General features: G+C 70.9%; 16 protein-coding genes. 6 read left to right on the top strand and 10 right to left on the bottom strand.

Annotated elements, in window-relative coordinates:
• Positions 1–8: 8 nt before the first annotated feature.
• On the bottom strand, positions 9–1577 hold the full coding sequence (locus CVS47_RS00590; RefSeq protein ID WP_127094345.1) for an MDR family MFS transporter: 1569 nt from the start codon (positions 1575–1577) through the stop codon (positions 9–11).
• The gene (locus tag CVS47_RS00585; RefSeq protein WP_127094344.1) at positions 1574–2200 is read right to left on the bottom strand and encodes a PadR family transcriptional regulator; all 627 of its coding nucleotides are present in this window, start codon (positions 2198–2200) and stop codon (positions 1574–1576) included. The genes CVS47_RS00590 and CVS47_RS00585 overlap by 4 nt, the downstream gene beginning before the upstream one ends.
• 30 nt (positions 2201–2230) lie before the next feature.
• Between CVS47_RS00585 and CVS47_RS00580 the strand changes: the two genes are divergently transcribed.
• A complete protein-coding gene (locus tag CVS47_RS00580) occupies positions 2231–3220 on the top strand; it encodes a phosphoribosylaminoimidazolesuccinocarboxamide synthase (RefSeq protein ID WP_127094343.1) in 990 nt (329 codons plus the stop codon).
• Positions 3221–3255: 35 nt separating this feature from the next.
• On the opposite strand, the gene CVS47_RS00575 is transcribed toward CVS47_RS00580, so the two are convergent.
• Together CVS47_RS00575 and CVS47_RS00570 are read right to left on the bottom strand one after the other, a co-directional pair.
• Positions 3256–4833 carry a hypothetical protein gene (locus CVS47_RS00575; RefSeq protein ID WP_127094342.1) on the bottom strand — a complete coding sequence of 526 codons (1578 nt, stop codon included), beginning with the start codon at positions 4831–4833 and terminating at the stop codon, positions 3256–3258.
• A complete protein-coding gene (locus CVS47_RS00570) occupies positions 4815–5627 on the bottom strand; it encodes an ABC transporter ATP-binding protein (RefSeq protein WP_378791261.1) in 813 nt (270 codons plus the stop codon). Before CVS47_RS00570 ends, CVS47_RS00575 begins: the two co-directional genes overlap by 19 nt.
• Before the next feature lie 127 nt (positions 5628–5754).
• On the opposite strand from CVS47_RS00570, the gene CVS47_RS00565 reads away from it, so the two are divergent.
• Positions 5755–7092: a uracil-xanthine permease family protein gene (locus tag CVS47_RS00565; protein ID WP_127094341.1), complete on the top strand. Its 1338-nt coding sequence runs from the start codon at positions 5755–5757 to the stop codon at positions 7090–7092.
• 245 nt (positions 7093–7337) lie between these two features.
• On the opposite strand, the gene CVS47_RS00560 is transcribed toward CVS47_RS00565, so the two are convergent.
• From CVS47_RS00560 to CVS47_RS00540, 5 genes are all read right to left on the bottom strand, one after another.
• Positions 7338–8354: a LacI family DNA-binding transcriptional regulator gene (locus CVS47_RS00560; RefSeq protein ID WP_127094340.1), complete on the bottom strand. Its 1017-nt coding sequence runs from the start codon at positions 8352–8354 to the stop codon at positions 7338–7340.
• 13 nt (positions 8355–8367) lie between these two features.
• The gene (locus CVS47_RS00555) at positions 8368–9825 is read right to left on the bottom strand and encodes a GH1 family beta-glucosidase (RefSeq protein WP_127094339.1); all 1458 of its coding nucleotides are present in this window, start codon (positions 9823–9825) and stop codon (positions 8368–8370) included.
• Between the two features lie 56 nt (positions 9826–9881).
• The gene (locus CVS47_RS00550) at positions 9882–10796 is read right to left on the bottom strand and encodes a carbohydrate ABC transporter permease (protein WP_127094338.1); all 915 of its coding nucleotides are present in this window, start codon (positions 10794–10796) and stop codon (positions 9882–9884) included.
• Positions 10793–11824 carry a carbohydrate ABC transporter permease gene (locus CVS47_RS00545; RefSeq protein ID WP_206502695.1) on the bottom strand — a complete coding sequence of 344 codons (1032 nt, stop codon included), beginning with the start codon at positions 11822–11824 and terminating at the stop codon, positions 10793–10795. The genes CVS47_RS00550 and CVS47_RS00545 overlap by 4 nt, the downstream gene beginning before the upstream one ends.
• Positions 11825–11922: 98 nt before the next feature.
• On the bottom strand, positions 11923–13200 hold the full coding sequence (locus CVS47_RS00540) for an ABC transporter substrate-binding protein (RefSeq protein ID WP_127094337.1): 1278 nt from the start codon (positions 13198–13200) through the stop codon (positions 11923–11925).
• 257 nt (positions 13201–13457) lie between these two features.
• On the opposite strand from CVS47_RS00540, the gene purS reads away from it, so the two are divergent.
• The 4 genes from purS (at position 13458) to CVS47_RS00520 (ending at position 16851) form a co-directional block, all read left to right on the top strand.
• Positions 13458–13706 carry a phosphoribosylformylglycinamidine synthase subunit PurS gene (gene purS, locus CVS47_RS00535; protein ID WP_127094336.1) on the top strand — a complete coding sequence of 83 codons (249 nt, stop codon included), beginning with the start codon at positions 13458–13460 and terminating at the stop codon, positions 13704–13706.
• Positions 13703–14410, top strand: coding sequence for a phosphoribosylformylglycinamidine synthase subunit PurQ (gene purQ, locus CVS47_RS00530; RefSeq protein WP_127094335.1), 708 nt, complete (start codon positions 13703–13705; stop codon positions 14408–14410). The genes purS and purQ overlap by 4 nt, the downstream gene beginning before the upstream one ends.
• An 88-nt stretch (positions 14411–14498) precedes the next feature.
• Positions 14499–15893 (top strand): hypothetical protein, encoded by a 1395-nt coding sequence (locus CVS47_RS00525; protein ID WP_127094334.1) that lies wholly within the window; start codon positions 14499–14501, stop codon positions 15891–15893.
• 22 nt (positions 15894–15915) lie between these two features.
• Positions 15916–16851 (top strand): 2-hydroxyacid dehydrogenase, encoded by a 936-nt coding sequence (locus CVS47_RS00520; RefSeq protein WP_206502693.1) that lies wholly within the window; start codon positions 15916–15918, stop codon positions 16849–16851.
• Positions 16852–16864: 13 nt separating this feature from the next.
• On the opposite strand, the gene CVS47_RS00515 is transcribed toward CVS47_RS00520, so the two are convergent.
• Entirely contained in the window at positions 16865–17386 is a 522-nt protein-coding gene (locus CVS47_RS00515) for an adenine phosphoribosyltransferase (RefSeq protein WP_127094333.1), read from the bottom strand.
• Positions 17387–17436: the final 50 nt, after the last annotated feature.

The raw sequence follows: 17436 nt of genomic DNA, 5'->3' as shown, positions 1-17436 counted from the left end.
GGGTCGATTCAGTCGCGGGCGGCCGCGGGAGCCGGTTCCGCGCGCTGAGCGGCATGCCACTGGGCGGTGCTCGAGGCCTTCGGGCGACGGAGGAACAGCACCGCCACGACGCCGACGAGGATCGCTCCGGCGGGCAGCAGGATCGACTGCGCCATCGCCGTGGAGAACCCGTCGACGACCATGTCGGGCAGCTGACCCGTGCCGAATCCGGTCGACTCCGACGCACCCGGCAGGTTCGCCTCCAGGCGCGCCTGCATGAACGCGGCGATGGCCGCCGAGCCGAGCACCGAGCCGATGACGCGCGTGGTGTTGTAGATGCCCGCGCCGGCGCCGGCCTGATGCATCGGCAGGTTCCGCGTGGCGGTGGTGGCCAGCGGTCCCCACATGCCCGCGTTGCCGAGGCCCATGAGCAGCGACGGGATGAGGAACAGCCAGATCGGGGTGTCGGGGGTCATGAGCACGGCATAGACGACGAGCGCCGCCGCCACGAGCAGCAGCCCGGGCACGAGGAGGAAGCGCGGGTCGATGCGGTCGAGCAGGCGTCCGGCGAACGGCGAGAGCACGCCCGCGGCGATCGCCATGGGCACGAGCAGCAGTGCGGCCTCGGTCGGGGTCAGCCCCCGCGCGAGCTGGTAGTAGAACATCATCGGCAGCGACATGCTCGTCACGGTGAAGCCGACCGCGGCGATGCCGAGGTTGGCGACGCCGAAGTTGCGGTCGCGGAACAGCCCGAGCGGCACGAGGGCCTCGCTCTTGGTCTTGGCCTGCTGCCAGAGGAAGAGTCCCAGCACGACGACACCGGCGATGATCATCGACCACACCGAGATCGGGCCCCAGATGACGCCCCAGTCGTAGGTCTCGCCCTCCTGCAGCCCGAACACGATGAGGAAGAGTGCGACGGCGCTCAGCACGACGCCCAGGACGTCGAAGCGGTGGGGGTTGGTCTCAAGCTTCGGCACGAGGATCCACGCGAGCACGAAGCCGATGATGCCCACCGGGATGTTGATGAAGAAGATCCACTCCCACCCGAGGCCGTCCACCAGCAGACCGCCGGCCAGCGGGCCGACGAGCATGGCGACACCGGAGGTCGCACCCCACAGGCCCATCGCCGCGCCGCGGCGGTTGGGCGGGAAGGTGCGCGTGATGATCGCCATCGTCTGCGGCGTCAGCAGTGCGGCGCCGACGCCCTGCACCGCGCGCATGGCGATGAGCATGCCGAGCGAGCCCGACAGTCCGCACCCGAGCGAGGCGAGCGTGAAGACCACGAGACCGATGAGGTACATGTTCTTGGGCCCGAAGCGGTCGCCCAGGCGTCCCGTGATCAGCAGCGGCACCGCGTAGGCGAGGAGGTAGGCCGACGTCACCCACACCACGTTGTCGAGGTTGTTGGTGTCCGAGTCGAGCGCCGCCTTGATGGCGGGGTTGGCCACCGAGACGATCGTCGTGTCGACCAGGATCATGAAGAACCCGATGACCAGGGCCCACAGGGCCGGCCAGGGATTGCGTTCGGCGACGGGGGCGGCGGGGCCGGATCCTGCGCGGTCGGATGCCGCGGCTCGGGTGTTCTGCTCGGTCATAGCCGTGCGGCCTTTCGTTCGGAGAGATAGGAGTCGGTGGAAGGGCCGAGCTCGTCGGCCCCCCACGGGAAGCTCTGGTCGTCGAGCCGGTCGAGGAGCCCGTCGAGCCACCGCAGCTCGGTCTCGAGCAGCACGGCCTCGCGCTCGACCTCGAGGAGGTACACCTCGGGCACCGCGCGCTGGAGCGCGTCCTCGCGCCCGTCGCGGTGCAGCGCGTGCTGGCCCTCCAGGCCCGCGCGCCGCGCGCGCAGCAGGTCGATGACCTCGACGCGGTCGAGGTTGTGCGCCTCCGCCAGCGCGATGCGGAATTCGGCCGGATGGTCGGTGCGCGGGAGCTCCCGGCGCACCCACTCCCTGACCGCCTCCGCGCCGTCACCGGTGAGGGTGTACGTGGTGCGCTCGGGGCGGTTGCCGTCGCGCTCGACGCGCACCGGCGCGACGAGGCCCGCCCGTTCCAGGCGCCCGACCGTGTGGTACAGCGTGCCGTTCGTGATGGACACGAGCCGGTCCTCGCGGCGCCCGCGCATCAGCCGCATCATCTCGTACGGGTGCATGTCGCCCTCGATGAGCAGCGCCAGCACCATGATGCCCAGCGGGGTCAGACGGTCGACGGCGCTCTTCACGGTGTCCTCACTCCAGACGGATTAGCCCAGATGGACTATACCGCCGCCATCCGACGTCGAGGCCCGATCGGGCTCCGCGATAATGGCGGGGTGAGCGCATCCCTCGACATCCCCGGCTGGCGGCACGTCTACTCGGGCAAGGTGCGGGACCTCTACGTTCCCGACGAGGCCGAGACGGAAGCCGCAGCCGACCGCCTGCTCGTGGTGGCGAGCGACCGCGTCAGCGCGTTCGACCACGTGCTCGAGCCGGGCATCCCCGACAAGGGCGAGCTGCTGACGACCCTCAGCCTCTGGTGGTTCGACCAGCTCTCCGGCGGCGACGGCGGTCGCGGCATCCCGAACCACCTCGTCGCCGATCACGTCCTCGGCGACGACGACGAGCCCGTCGAGCTCATCCCGGCGGCCGTCCGCGGTCGCGCGATGCTCGTCCGCTCGCTCGACATGCACCCCGTCGAGTGCGTCGTGCGCGGCTACCTCACCGGCAGCGGCTGGGCGGAGTACCGCGCGGAGGGGACGGTGTGCGGCATCCCCCTCCCCGACGGCCTCTCCGACGGCGACCGCCTGCCCGAGCCGCTCTTCACCCCCGCCTACAAGGCGCCGATGGGCGAGCACGACGAGAACATCTCGTTCGAGCGCACGGTCGAGCTGGTCGGAGCCGAGGTCGCCGCGGCGCTGCGCGACACCTCGCTCGAGATCTACCGCCGTGCCGCCGCCGTGGCCGAGGCGCGCGGGCTGATCCTGGCCGACACGAAGTTCGAGTTCGGCACCGACGCGCACGGCGTGCTGACGCTGGCCGACGAGGTGCTCACCAGCGATTCGTCGCGGTACTGGGATGCCGCGGCCTGGCGCTCGGGGACGACGCCGGCCGAGCGCATGGCGAGCTTCGACAAGCAGATCGTCCGCGACTGGCTGGCCGCGCACTGGGACAAGACGGGCACGCCGCCCGAGCTGCCCGCAGAGATCATCGGGCGCACGGCCGACCGCTACCGGGAGCTGCTGCAGCGTCTCACGGGCGGCTGACTCGCTGCCGTCCGGCTCCGGCCGCCGAGCGGGGCTCAGGCGTTCTTCATCGCCTTGAGCCGCGACAGCAGCACGGGGCCGGTGCGGTCGAGCGTGCGCCCGCCGACGCGGATGCCCACCACGACGAGGATCACGCCCATCACCACGCCGACGACGCCGCCGATCGCGCTGAGGACGGCGTTGCCGGTGAAGAAGGCGATCAGGCCGATCACGATCGTCGGTGCCGACAGCCCGATCGCGATGAGCCAGATGAGCATGGCCGCCATCCCCTGCAGGAAGGTCGTTCCGGGCACCCGGGCGAAGGGGCTGTCGCCGGAGGCCGCGACCGGGACGACGAACTGCGCCGACGTGACCGCGCAGACCCCGTAGGAGGTCAGGAGGATGCCCAGTGACATGCCGAGGATGCCGGGGAACTGACCCCAGAGGCCCGAGAAGATGAAGGGCACGACAGCGGCGATGAGGATGATCGGCACCGCGATCGCGGCCGCGGCGAGCGTGCGGCCGGCGCGGTCCGCGCGGCCGGAGGCGCCGGTGGCGAGCTCCGTCCCGTAGGCGGTGCCGTCGAAGGAGATGTCGGCGTAGAGGACGATCCCCACGATCACGGCGATCAGAGGGGCGGAGAAGCTGAGCCCCACCGCCGGGTCGCCGTCGCGCAGGTAGAACCAGATGAGCACCGGTGCGAGCGGCACGCCGATCAGCTGGCGCAGGTAGCGCGGATCGCGCAGCCAGTACGTGAGCGAGCGGGCGAAGACCGCACCGGTCGGGGTGGCCGGCACACGGCCGAACCAGCCGATCTTGCCGGGGCGCACGGCCTCGGCCGCCGACTGCCCCGGGTGCGAGAGGGTGTTGCGCAGCGACCAGCCCCACAGCAGCCACAGCAGCACGAGGGTGGCCGCGGCGATCACGAGCTTGACGGCGGCCGCGATCCAGTCGCCGGCGGCGGCATCCGCCGGCACCGCCCACGCGGCGCCCAGCGGCGTCCAGCCGAGCACGCGGACCACGACGGCGAGCGTGTCGATGTTGAGCGCGAAGCCGGTCGCCACTCCGGCGATGATCGGGCCCGCGAGGATCAGCGGGATCATCACGAAGATGCCCGACGCCTCGCGGAACCTCCGCCTGCCGCCGAGCCCCGACGTCAGCGACGACACCGCGCGCGAGGCGACGACCACCGTGAGGACCGCCAGCGGAAGCGAGAGGACGGATGCCGCGATCGCCGCCGGCCACTGCACCCACGTGGCGATCGTGCCGAGCGCCGCGACGGAGGTGACGATGCCGGGGATGCCGACGACCCCCGCGAGCGTGAGGGCGACCATCATCCGCCGGAGTGTCATCGGGAAGACGACGAGCCGCTGCGGGTCGAGTGTGTTGTCGGCGCCGAAGACCAGGAGCGGGCCGAGGATCCAGCCGACGGTCACCAGCGTGCCGACGCCGACGATCACGCTCGCGGCGACCTCCTGCGGGGCGAAGCCGAGGAAGACGAGCCCGACGATCGCGCCGCCGAGCACCCCGAGCCCGTAGAGGGCGCCGAAGATGAAGCCGACGAGCTGCCAGGGGCTCCGCGACAGCTGGTTGGCCAGCACGCGGAACCGGAGCTTCAGGAGCGTCGCAACCATTCCGGCCCCTCCGTGTGACGGCGGCCGCCGACGAGGTCGACGAAGCGATCCTGCAGCGACTGGCCCGCGCGCACCTCGTCGACGGTGCCCGCGACCAGCAGCCGGCCCGCGGCGATGACGGCGACGTGGTCGCAGAGGCGCTGCACGAGGTCCATCGAGTGGCTCGACACGATCACGGTGCCGCCGCCGCGGACGTAGCCGGTCAGGATGTCCTGGATGTTGGCCGCCGAGACCGGATCGACGGACTCGAAGGGCTCGTCGAGCACGAGCACGCGAGGCGCGTGGACGAGGGCGCAGGCGAGCGCGATCTTCTTCGTCATGCCCGCGGAGTAGTCCACGACCAGGGTGCCGCCGGCATCCGTCATGTCCATGAGCGCCAGCAGGTCGGCGGTGCGCCGCGCGATCTCGTCCTGCGGGATGCCGAACAGCAGGCCGTTGTAGGTGACGAGCTGCTCGCCGGTGAGGCGGTCGAACAGCTTCACGCCGTCGGCGAGATTGCCCAGCATCCCCTTCGCCTTCACGGGCTCGCGCCACATGTCGACGCCGTGGATGAACGCCTGACCCGCGTCGGGCACGAGCAGGCCGGTCGCCATCGACAGGCTGGTCGTCTTGCCCGCGCCGTTCGGGCCGACGAGGCCGTAGAACGAGCCGGTCGGCACGGTGAGGGTGACGCCGTCGACGGCGACCTTCTCGCCGAAGCGCTTGACGAGTCCGACGAGCTCGACGGCGGCGTCGCCGACCGGACCGGACGTGGCGGGGGCGAGGAGCTGATCCTGCGGCGGGATATCTGTCACCGCACCACCCTCTCGGACCCGGCCGCCGACGCGCAAATGCGACGCGGCATCCTGCGCCGGATCGTTTCGATCGGTCGCTATCGTGAGCGAGGCGGTCCGACCTCCGCCCGGGAGAGAAGGATCCGCGATGCCCATCTGGAAGCTGCACGGGAACGGCCGGACGGTCGAGCCGGGGGCGGTCGTCCGCCCGGACGAGCGCCTGAACTGGCCCGCGACGATCGCCGTGGGCGTCCAGCACGTCATCGCGATGTTCGGTGCGACGTTCCTCGTGCCCGTCCTGACCGGATTCCCGGTCTCGACCACCCTGCTGTTCTCCGGCATCGGGACGCTGCTGTTCCTGATCATCACGCGCAACAAGCTGCCCAGCTACCTGGGGTCGTCGTTCGCGTTCATCGCACCGGTCACCGCCGCCACCGCCTCGCAGGGCATGGGCTCGGCGCTCGCGGGCATCGTCGCCGTCGGCCTGCTGCTGGCCGCCGTGGGCCTCATCGTGCAGGTCGCCGGGCTGGGGTGGGTGGACCGCCTCATGCCCCCCGTCGTCGCGGGGGCGATCGTCGCGCTGATCGGCTTCAACCTCGCGCCCGTCGCCTGGTCGAACTTCAAGCTGCAGCCGCTGCCCGGCACCATCACCCTCGTCGCCGTCATCCTGTTCAGCGTGCTGTTCCGGGGCTTCCTCGGCCGCGTCTCGATCTTCCTGGGCGTCATCGTCGGCTACCTCGCGACCGTGCTCATCCAGGTGACCACCGGAGAGCAGCTGATCGACTTCGGCGCGGTGGCGGATGCCGCTTGGATCGGCCTCCCCACCTTCCAGATCGCCGACTTCGGCAACCCCGGCACGTGGTCGGTCATCGCGATGTTCCTGCCGGTGGTGCTGGTGCTCATCGCCGAGAACGTCGGGCATGTGCGCGGCGTCGCGACCATGACCGGCGCGGAGGTCAACAAGCAGACCGGACGCGCCCTCATCGCCGACGGCGCGGCCACGACCGTCGCCGGCTTCTTCGGCGGCTCGGGCACCACCACCTACGGCGAGAACATCGGCGTCATGGCCGCGACCCGCGTCTACTCCACGGCCGCCTACTGGGTGGCCGGCGCAGCGGCCATCGTGCTGAGCCTCTCCCCCAAGGTCGGCGCGGTCTTCAACACGATCCCCGCCGGAGTGCTCGGCGGCGTGACCACCGCGCTCTACGGCCTGATCGGCATCATCGGCATCAAGATCTGGGTCGACAACCGCGTCGACTTCTCCCGCCCCGTCAACCAGTACACGGGAGCCGTCGCGCTGGTCATCGCCATCGCCGGCTTCACGATGCAGTGGGGCGACTTCCAGCTCGGCGCGATCGTGCTCGGCGCCGCGGCCGCGCTCCTGATCTACCACCTGGGCAACGCGATCGCCCGCTGGCGCCGCACCGGCGCCGACGACGGCGGCCCGATCCCCGCGGTCGGTCAGCTCGGCGGCGACCCACAGTAGGCCTGCTCGGCGGCGACCCGCAGGAGGCCTGCTCGCCTCCGGGGGCGCCGGAGGCGCGTGGCCGATCGGGAGGAGATGTGGAGGTCGGGAGGGGGATGCCGCGGCATCCGTCCTCCGGATCGACACATCTCCTCCCGTTCTGCACGGGCAGGGGGCGCGGGCAGAGGGCAGAGGGCACGGGCTGATCCTCCCGATCCGCACGGGCGGAAGGGGAGTCGGCAGGGCCGACAGGGACGGCGGCGGGATCAGACCGAGTCGCGGACGATGAGCTCGGTCCCGAGGATCGTCACGCGCTCGGGCTCGCGGCCGGCGAGGATGTCGAGCAGCACGCTCGCCATGTGCTCGCCCTGCTCGCGCGAGGGCTGCCGCACGGTCGTGAGGCCGGGCGTCACCGACGTCGCGACGGGCGAGTCGTCGAAGCCCATCACCGCCACGTCGGACGGCACCCGGACGCCCTCGGCGGCCAGGACGGCCAGCACTCCGCGGGCCATCAGGTCGCTCGCGACGAAGACGGCGTCGGGGCGCTCGCCGGAGCGCCCGAGGATGCGGCGCATCGCGTGCGCTCCCCCGTCGGATGTGAAGTTGCCGTCCTCGATCGGACCCTCGGGCAGGCCGGCGGCCGCGAGCGCGTCGCGCCATCCCTGCAGGCGGTCGACTCCGGCGGGCATGTCGGCGGGTCCGGTGATGGTCGCGATGCGACGGCGCCCGTTCGCGATGAGGAACTCGGTCGCCTCCCGGCCGCTCTGCACGTTGTCGACATCGACGTAGAACGCGTCGGCGCGCTCGCGGACGGGCCGTCCGCCGTAGACGACGGGCACGGAGGAGGCGATCCGGTCGATGAACGTGTCGCTCGTGTGGTGCGACACGATGATCGCCCCGTCGATGCTGCCGCTGCGGACGTAGGCGGTGGTCTTGTCGCCCGGGTCGTCACTGGCGATGAAGAGGTTGAGCACGTAGTCCGACCGGCTCAGCCGCGCGTTGATGCCGGCCACGACGGACGCGAAGAACGGGTCGCCGAAGAACCGCGTGATGTCCTCGGGCACGACGAGCGCGATCGCGTGCGTCTGACGACTCGCGAGCGAGCGCGCCGCCCGGTTCGGGACGTAGTTGAGGTCGGCGATCGCCCGCCGCACCGACTCGAGCGCCGAGGGACTCACGGCGGTCGAGCCGTTGACGACCCGCGAGACGGTCGAGCGGGACACGCCGGCCGTGGCGGCAACCTCTTCGATCGTCACCGACCCCTTGATCGCGGTGGTGCTCATCCTGCCCTCCCGGCTACGGCGCCGGGTGGGCGTCCAACGTCCGTGCGGCGATGATCCGACCGTACTCGCGTCCACTGTCCTTCACGGCACGTTCCTGGGTGTCGTAGTCGACCCGGACGATCCCGAAGCGCTTCTCGTACCCCCAGGCCCATTCGAAGTTGTCCAGCAGCGACCAGTAGAAGTAGCCGCGCACGTCGACGCCGTCCTCGATGGCGTCGAGCACCGCGCCGAGGTGCGCGCGCACGAAGTCGACGCGCTCGGCGTCGTGCACGCGCACGCCGCCGTCCTCGGTCGTGGGCACGTCGTCGTAGGCGGCGCCGTTCTCCGTGACGTAGAGCACCGTGCCGGCGGGCTGGGCGTACTCGTCCCACACGCGGTTCAGCAGGCGGGTGAGGCCCTCGGGCTGCACGTCCCAGAACATCGACGTCTGCGGCAGGCCGCGGTCGTGCCAGTACACGCCGTCCGCCGCCGGGAACGGCGAGGCGACCTCGCGGTCGGTCGGGGCGTCGCCGCTGCGCGCGGGCTGGGCCGGGGGCTGCGCGCCGACGAGCTCGCCGTGGTAGTAGTTCACGCCGAGGGCGTCCAGCCGCGTGGAGATCACGTCGAGGTCGCCGGGCTGCACGGCCGCGTCGAACGCGTCCGCCGCTGCGGGGTCGGCGGCGCGGATGTCGGCCAGCACGTCCGCCGGGTACGAGCCGCGGAACACCGGATCCAGGAACCACCGGTTGAAGCGGCCGTCGATCTTGGCGGCGGCCGCAGCATCCGCCTCGTTCGTCGGGTCCACCGCGTCGGCGACCGTGAGATTGAGCGTGATGCCCAGCTCGAGGGAGGAGTCGCGCGCCCGCAGCTCGCGCACGGCCTGACCATGGCCCAGCAGCAGGTGGTGGGAGGCGAGCATGCCCTCCGCGACGCTGGTGTGCCCGGGAGCATGGATGCCCGCGGTGTAGCTCAGGAACGACGAGCACCACGGCTCGTTGAGGGTCGTCCACACCTTCACGCGGTCGCCGAGCGCCTCATGCATGTCGAGGGCGTACTCGGTGAAGCGCTCCGCGGTGTCACGGACGGTCCAGCCGCCCCCGTCCTGCAGTGCCTGCGGAAGATCCCAGTGGTACAGCGTGAGCCACGGCAGGATGCCGGCGCCGAGCAGTTCGTCGACCAGACGGGAGTAGTAGTCCACGCCCGCAGGGTTGACGGGGCCGCCGTCGGGGCGCACGCGCGACCACGACGTCGAGAAGCGGTACGTCTGGAGCCCCATCCGCTTCATGAGGGCGACGTCATCGCGATACAGGTGGTACTGGTCGCACGCCACCTCGCCGTCGTCGCCGTTGATCACGGCGCCGGGCACGCGGCAGAAGGCGTCCCAGATCGAGTCGCGACGACCGTCCTCGTGGGCGGCCCCCTCGACCTGGAAGGCGGCGGTGGCGGCTCCGAAGAGGAACGACTCGGGGAACGGGCGTGCGAGGGAGGGCATCGGGACCGTGGTCCTTTCAGGAGAGCGACGTGCGACGAGCGTATCGAGGGAAGTCGTCATCCCTTCACCGCCCCCGCCATGATGCCGCTCACCAGCTGCTTGCCGGCGAACACGAACAGGATCAGCAGGGGGATCGTCGACAGCAGCACGCCCGCCAGCACGATCGAGTAGTCCACGAAGTAGTTGCCCTGGAGGAGCGACAGCGCCACCGGGAGGGTGGGGCTCTGCCGGTCGAGCACGATGAACGGCCAGAAGAACTGGTTCCACGCGCCGACGAAGGTGAAGAGGAACAGCATGGCCGCGGCCGGACGGGCGGCGACCGCGCCGACCGTCCAGAAGGTGCGGATCATGGATGCCCCGTCCACGCGTGCCGCCTCGATGAGCTCGTCGGGCACCGTCTGGCTGAGGTACTGCGTCATCCAGAAGACCCCGAAGGCGCTCGTCAGCGCCGGCACGATGATCGCGCCGATCTGCCCGGTCCAGCCGAGGTCGGAGAAGAGGATGTAGAGCGGCACCACGCCCAGCTGCATCGGCACGGCCATGGTGGCCACGACGAAGGCGAGCAGCCACTTGCCGCCCCGGAACCGCAGCTTTGCGAACGCCCAGCCGGCCAGCGTCGAGAAGACCACCACCGAGGCTGCGATGAGGGTGGAGCTGAAGATCGAGTTCCACAGCGCGAGCCAGAAGTTCACGGCCGGATCGTTCACCACCGACAGGGCGTTGGAGATGAAGTTGCCGCCCGGCAGCCACGACATGTTCGGGTCGTTGATCGTCGACGGCGTCCCCGAGCCGATCAGGAACGACCAGTAGTAGGGGAAGACGGCCGACAGGACGACGACGCCCAGACCGATGTAGACGGTCTTGCCCGCCCGGATCCCGCGGATCCGGGTCGTGCGCTCGGCGCGACGCCGGCCCGCGTTGGGCAGGTTCTCCTCGATGACCGCCAGAGGCGGGGTGCTGACAGCACTCACGACCGGACTCCCTTCCGACGCCGGGGCCGCACGACGCCGCGTCCGCCGTCATCGCGCACGAGGCGTCGCGTGATGACGAGATTGATGAGGCCGATGGCCAGGATGATGATGAAGAGGATCCACGCCAGGGCGGCGGCGCGACCGAAGTTGAACTGGCCCCAGCCGATGTTGTAGAGGTACAGGGTGATCGTCAGCCACTGCTGAGCCGCCCCGCCCTCGCCCGTGTTGTCGAACATGCGGGGCTCGTCGAAGATCTGCAGGCCGCCGATCGTCGAGGTGATGATGACGAAGATCAGGGTCGGGCGCAGCGAGGGCAGCGTGATGCTGACGAACTGGCGCAGGGCGTTGGCGCCGTCCACGGTGGCCGCCTCGTAGTACTCGCGCGGCACCGCCTGCATCGCCGCCAGGAGGATGAGCGCGTTGTAGCCGGTCCAGCGGAAGTTGACCATCGTGGAGATGGCGATGTGGCTCCAGAACGGGTCGGTGTGCCAGGGGATCGCGGTCATGCCCAGGTCGGTGAGGACGTTGTTCACGAGGCCGTGGTTGTCGCCGAACATGTTGCTGAAGATCAGGGCGACGGCGACCGGCGCCATCACGTAGGGCAGCAGCACGCTCATGCGCCAGAACGTCTTGGCGCGGATGTTGCGGTCCAGCATCGCCGCGATCACGATCGCGAGCGCGAGCTGGGGGATCGTGGACAGCAGGAAGATGCTGAACGTGTTGCGCAGGGCCGTCCAGAACTTGGGGTCGTTGAGGATCCACAGGTACTGCTCGAAGCCGACGAAGGTGCCCGAGTTGCGCACCAGATCCCATTCCTGGAACGAGATGACGGCGGTGAAGACGATCGGGAAGAGCCCGATGATGGCGAAGAGGATGAAGAACGGGGCGATGTAGACGTAGGGCGAGTAGCGGAAGTCCCACCGGCTGAGCCGGTTGCGGAACGTGAGGACGCTCTTGGTCTGGGGCGCCCGCTGAGGGGGCGTGCGCGGCTCCGGTGACGTCCTCGCGCGGGTTTCGGTCACGGTCACGTGGGTCTCCCTGTCGTGTGTCTCTGGCGGTCTGCGAGTGCCCCGAGGGGCGGATGCTGCGGGCCGCGCCGCATGGCGCGACCCGCAGCATCGATTCGTCAGAAGGCCTCGACCTCGGCGACGTAGGTGTTCCACGCCGTGGTCTTGTCCTCGGTGCCGTCGAACACGCGGTTGATCGCGTTCTGCAGGGCGTCGTGGTACTTGTAGTAGTTCGCGCTCTTGAAGGGGCGCACGGTCACGGCCTTGGCCCGGTCGGCGCCGATCTCACCGGTCTTTGCTTCGCCGAAGTAGGGGTTGGTGTAGCCCGTCAGCTTGTCGATCGAGTAGGCCTCGGACTGGCTCGGGAAGGCGCCGACGTTGACGAACGCCTCGACCTGCTGCTCGGGGGCGGACAGCCAGGCGGCCAGCTCCTGCGCCGCGGCGACGTTCTTGCCGTTGGCCGGAATCGTCAGGTACGAGCCGCCCCAGTTGCCGCCGCCGTTGGGGAACGTGTTCGCGATCTTCCAGTCGGAGACCTCGGGGGCGTAGCCGGCGATGATGCCCTGCATCCAGCCGGGGCAGAGCACGGTCGCGAACTCGTCGTCCTGGAAGGCGGCGATCCAGTCGTCGCCCCACTGCTTGGAGTAGGCCGCGTTGGGCACCGCACGGTCGATGACGGTGGCGTACGTGTCCTCGATCTCGGGGTTCGTCGTCGCGATGACCTCGCCGTCGGGCTTGTCGTACGTGTACTCCATCTGGTTGACGATGCCCTGGAGCACGGAGTTGGCCGAGTCGATCATGGCCTTGCCGGTGGCCGCCTTGTACTGGTCGGCGACGTCGAAGTAGGTGTTCCAGTCGCCGTCGAACAGCGCCTCGACGTCGGCGGGCTCGGTCGGCAGACCGGCGGCGGCGAACAGGTCGGAGCGGTAGCAGATCGCCTGCGGGCCGATGTCGGTGCCGTAGCCGATGAGGTTGCCCTCGGGGTCGGTCGCGGCGGCTTCCTTCCAGTCCAGCCAGCGGCCCTTGAGGTCGTCGGGCACCGGAGCCAGCAGATCGGAGTACTGCATGGCCTCGGAGAGCCAGTCGACCTCCACGGCCTCGATGTCGGCGAGGCCCTCCTTGCCGAGCTTCTGGAAGTAGTTCTTGCGGGCGTCGCCGGACTCGGCGGCCTTGTTGTGCACGATCGTCACGTTCGGGTGCTCGTCCGTGTACTTCTTGAGGAACTCGTCGGTGTAGCCGAAGTTGTTGAACGTCGCGATCGTCAGCGTGATCTTCTCGTCACCGGATCCGCCGGACGCGGCGGGCGTCGCGCCCGCCGAGCAGCCGGCCAGGACGAGGGCGGTGGTGGATGCGGCGGCCAGCACGAGGGCCGTCCTCCGGAAGGCAGAGGTGTTCACTGTCACTCCTTTGTGTTGTCAGGTGGGTCTTGCGCACAGGTGACCGCGGTCCCCCATGGGAGCGCTCTCACAATGTGAGCCCTCACGTTATGGGATCGCTCCCATGAGGGTCAAGAGAGCGCTCCCACGAACAGGTCACGGTTGTGTCACGGTGCCGACGGGCGGAGACGAGCGCCTCGGGACGCGCGTTTCCTCACGGGGCGCGTCACGCCCGTAGACTGGCGGCGACCCCTTCCCGCGACATCCGGAGCTGGCCCATGCCCACCATCGTCGTCGACGTCATGCCCAAGGCCGAGCTCCTGGACCCCCAGGGGAAGGCCGTATCCGGAGCGCTCAGCCGCCTCGGGATGGACGAGTTCGCGGGTGTCCGCATCGGCAAGCGGTTCGAGCTGACCGTCGAGGGCGAGGTCGGCGAGGACGTTCTCGCGAAGGCACGCCGGATCGCCGAGGACATCCTGTCGAACTCCGTGATCGAGGACGTCGTGGGCATCGAGGTCGTGGAGTGACCGTCCGCGTCGGGGTCATCACGTTCCCCGGCTCGCTGGACGACCGCGACGCGCAGCGCGCGGTGCGCCTCGCCGGCGCCGAGGCGGTCGCGCTGTGGCACGGCTCGCACGATCTGGACGGCGTCGACGCGCTCGTGCTGCCCGGCGGATTCAGCTACGGCGACTACCTGCGCGCAGGTGCGATCGCCGCGCTCGCGCCGATCATGAGCGAGGTGAAGGATGCTGCGGGTCGCGGCATGCCCATCCTCGGCATCTGCAACGGGTTCCAGATGCTCGTCGAGGCGCGTCTGCTCCCGGGCGGACTGATCCGCAACGCGAACCAGCAGTTCATCCGCCGCGACCAGCGGCTGCGCGTGGAGAACGCCGACACCGCCTGGACGAGCGGCTTCGAGGCCGGCCAGGAGATCGTCATCCCGCTCAAGAACGCGGACGGCGGCTACATCGCCGACGCGGAGACGCTCGCGCGGGTCGAGGGCGAGGGGCTCGTCGCGTTCCGCTACCTCGGCGTGAACCCCAACGGCTCGCTCGACGACATCGCCGGCCTCGCGAACGAGCGCGGCAACGTCGTCGGTCTCATGCCGCACCCCGAGCACGCCGTCGAGGCCGGATTCGGTCCGGACACCCCCTCGGCCATGCGCTCCGGTGAAGACGGCCGGACGTTCTTCGAATCGGCGATCACCGCCGTCGTGAACGCCGCCGCCTGACCCTCCGCTTCTCCTGGCGCAGGGCATCGCCGCCGTCAGGTCGCACATCGCTCCTGACGCTAAGGTGATCGCGGAAGGGGGTTGACACGTGGTTCCGAACGCGGATGATGACGCCCTTCGCGAGCGATCGACGGATGCCACGGGTAGCCCCTCCGGCGCGCCGGCACCGCGAGCCGCGGCATCCGATTCCACGTCCACGCGGTCGCCGCTCGCCGATACGGCGGGCCACGCAGTCACCCTCACCGCCGAGCCGACCGCGCCCGCGGCGCCGGCGCCGCCCCGGGAACCGGCGACGCGCGCCGCGCAGCGCGCCGCGGGTCACGCACGGAGCGCCGACCTGTCGCTCGCGGAGTCCGAGGCCGATGCGCGCGCGCAGGCGGCGCGCTCCCAGGCCGACCGCGCGCAGACATCGCAGACGGCGACGCTCACGCCGGGAATCACCGCGGACCCGTTGGCGGAGCTGAGCCGCCCGGTGCTGTGGGCACCCCCGCCGAAACGGCGCCGGCGGCGCGGCCTCATCTGGGGCATCGTCATCGCCGCGGTGCTGCTCGTGGCCGCGGGGCTCACGGCGTTCCTGCTGTACCAGAACGCCCGGGCCGCAGCGGAGGCGAACGGCGTCGCGGCCGCAGCATCCGTCGAGGACTACTTCACCGCCATCGCCTCCGGCGACGCCGCCCGCGCGCTCACCTTCGTGCAGGGCGCGCCCACCGGCGGGCTGCTCACCGACGACGCCCTGGCGGCCTCGGCGGCGCTCGCTCCGCTCACCGGCATCAGCGCGACGGCCGATCCCCTCTGGGGCGACAGCGGTCAGGTCCGTGTCAGCTACTCCCTCGGCGGCACGCCCGTCACGGCCACCTACGACGTGACCGACACCGACGGAGACGCCGTGTGGACGATCGCGGACGTGCCCGAGGTGCAGCTGGGCTCCCGGTTCGCCGGGCTGCCCGTGCTGCTCGCCGGAGTGGCGTTCACGGACGGCACCCTCGACGCCTTCCCCGGCACCTATCCGCTGACCATGGGCGGCGACGACTACACGGTCCCGGCGGACGCCGCCGTCACGGTCACCGGCCCCGAGGAGGCCACGGTCGGGCCGGACGTCGTGCCCTCGCTGACGGATGCCGGCGTGCAGGCGTACCGGACCGCCGTGGCCGCCGCGGTCAACGCCTGCCTGGCCTCCCGGGCACTCGCCTCGGGGTGCGGACTCGATCTCGCGCCCACCCTCTCCGACGGCACGACGCTCTACGACGGCACCGTGTTCCGCACGCTGACCCTCGAGGCGCAGGCGGGATTGACCGCGATCGTGCCGGTGCTCGACCCGACGCATCCCGCGCTCGCGCACGGCGGGGTGATCGGCGCGGTCGCGGCGGCCGCCAACTGCACCCAGGGGCAGGCGAACGGCGAGTGCGACATCGTCGACGCCCCGATCCTCGCCGGCGCCACGGTCGACCTGACGCAGTCGACGCCGACCGTGATCTGGCAGTAGCACCGGCGGCTAGCGTGGACGGATGACTTCCGGCATCCGCCCCCTGTCCGTGTCCGTGCCGTCCGACGAGCTCGCCGGCGACCTGCAGCCGCTTCCCGAGGGCGTCGAGCTGATGGTGTGGTCGATGACCGAGCCCGCCCCGCGCGACCGCATCGATCTGGTCGTGGCGCCCTACATGTCGATGCACCACGTGCTGTCGGCCCTCAACGGCGTGACCACCGAGCTCGTCCAGGGCCAGTCGATCGGCTACGAAGGCGTCGAGGACCTGCTGCCCGACGGCTACGTCTTCGCCAACGCCTCGAGCGTCCACGAGACCTCCACCGCCGAGCTCGCGCTCGCCCTGACGCTCGCGGCACAGCGGCACATCCCCGAGTTCGTGCGCGCGCAGCCCGAGGGCCGGTGGGCGCCCGAGACCACTGCGAGCCTGGCCGATCGCCGGGTGCTCCTGCTCGGCTACGGCGGCGTCGGGAAGGCCATCGCGGCCCGGCTCGCGCCCTTCGAGGTCGAGATCGTCGCCGTCGCCCGCACCGCCCGCGACGAGGACGGCGTCAGGGTGCACGCCATGGACCAGCTGCCGGAGCTGCTGGCCACCGCCGACATCCTCATCGCCAGCCTCCCCGGCGGCGACGCGACCCGCCACCTCGTCGACGACGCCGCGCTGTCGGCCCTCCCCGTCGGGGCGCTCGTGGTCAACGTCGGCCGCGGACCGCTCATCGACACCGAGGCGCTCGTCGCGCACGTCGGCCGCGGGCGCATCCGCGCCGCGCTCGACGTCACCGACCCCGAGCCGCTGCCGCAGGACCACCCGCTGTGGACGCTGCCGGGCGTGCTCATCGCGCCGCACGTCGGCGGCGCGTCCAGCGCGATGCGCCCGCGGATCGCGCGACTCGTGAAGCGCCAGATCGAGCGGATGGCGGCGGGCGAGGAGCCGCTCAACGTCGTCATCGACAAGCGCTGACGGCGCGTAGGACTCAGGCGGTGAAGACCGTGTGCACGTCGCCGACGATCGCGCGTCCGCCGAGGGCCTCGAGCTCCATCAGCACCGCCGTGCCCACGACCTCGCCGCCGACCGCGGCGACCAGCTCGTGCGCGGCGCAGAGCGTCCCACCCGTCGCCAGCACGTCGTCGACCAGCAGCACGCGCGTGCCGGGGGCGATGTCGTCGTGGATCTCGATGACCGCCTCGCCGTACTCGAGCGAGAAGGCGACGGATGCCGCGGGCCGGGGCAGCTTGCCCGCTTTGCGGATCGGCACGAGACCCACGCCTGCGGCGATCGCCACCGCTCCGGCGAGGATGAACCCCCTCGCCTCGATGCCGGCGACGACGTCGAACTGCCCGTCGAACGGCTCGGACAGCGCGGCGATCACGTCGGCCAGGGCCCGCGGATCCGCCAGCAGCGGGGTGATGTCGCGGAAGAGCACGCCCTCCTGGGGATAGTCGGGGATCGTCGTGATGAGGGCTTCGGCGCGGTCGAGGGCTTCGGTGGTCGGCACCGCGCCAGCCTACGCGCGCGTCCCGGTTCCCTCTGGCCGGGACGGCGGCG

This window comes from Microbacterium lemovicicum (genome assembly GCF_003991875.1).
GTDB lineage: Bacteria > Actinomycetota > Actinomycetes > Actinomycetales > Microbacteriaceae > Microbacterium > Microbacterium lemovicicum.
Note: the sequence above shows the minus strand (reverse complement) of the source record. Positions and strands in the feature narration are given on the sequence as shown.

What these genes read in the sequence shown, in the direction of transcription:
- CVS47_RS00590 (WP_127094345.1), bottom strand. Translation starts at nt 1,577, where the DNA reads ATGACCGAGCAGAACACCCGAGCCGCGGCATCCGACCGCGCAGGATCC.
- CVS47_RS00580 (WP_127094343.1), top strand. Translation starts at nt 2,231, where the DNA reads ATGGACTATACCGCCGCCATCCGACGTCGAGGCCCGATCGGGCTCCGC.
- CVS47_RS00575 (WP_127094342.1), bottom strand. Translation starts at nt 4,833, where the DNA reads ATGGTTGCGACGCTCCTGAAGCTCCGGTTCCGCGTGCTGGCCAACCAG.
- CVS47_RS00565 (WP_127094341.1), top strand. Translation starts at nt 5,755, where the DNA reads ATGCCCATCTGGAAGCTGCACGGGAACGGCCGGACGGTCGAGCCGGGG.
- CVS47_RS00560 (WP_127094340.1), bottom strand. Translation starts at nt 8,354, where the DNA reads ATGAGCACCACCGCGATCAAGGGGTCGGTGACGATCGAAGAGGTTGCC.
- CVS47_RS00555 (WP_127094339.1), bottom strand. Translation starts at nt 9,825, where the DNA reads ATGCCCTCCCTCGCACGCCCGTTCCCCGAGTCGTTCCTCTTCGGAGCC.
- purS (WP_127094336.1), top strand. Translation starts at nt 13,458, where the DNA reads ATGCCCACCATCGTCGTCGACGTCATGCCCAAGGCCGAGCTCCTGGAC.
- CVS47_RS00520 (WP_206502693.1), top strand. Translation starts at nt 15,916, where the DNA reads ATGACTTCCGGCATCCGCCCCCTGTCCGTGTCCGTGCCGTCCGACGAG.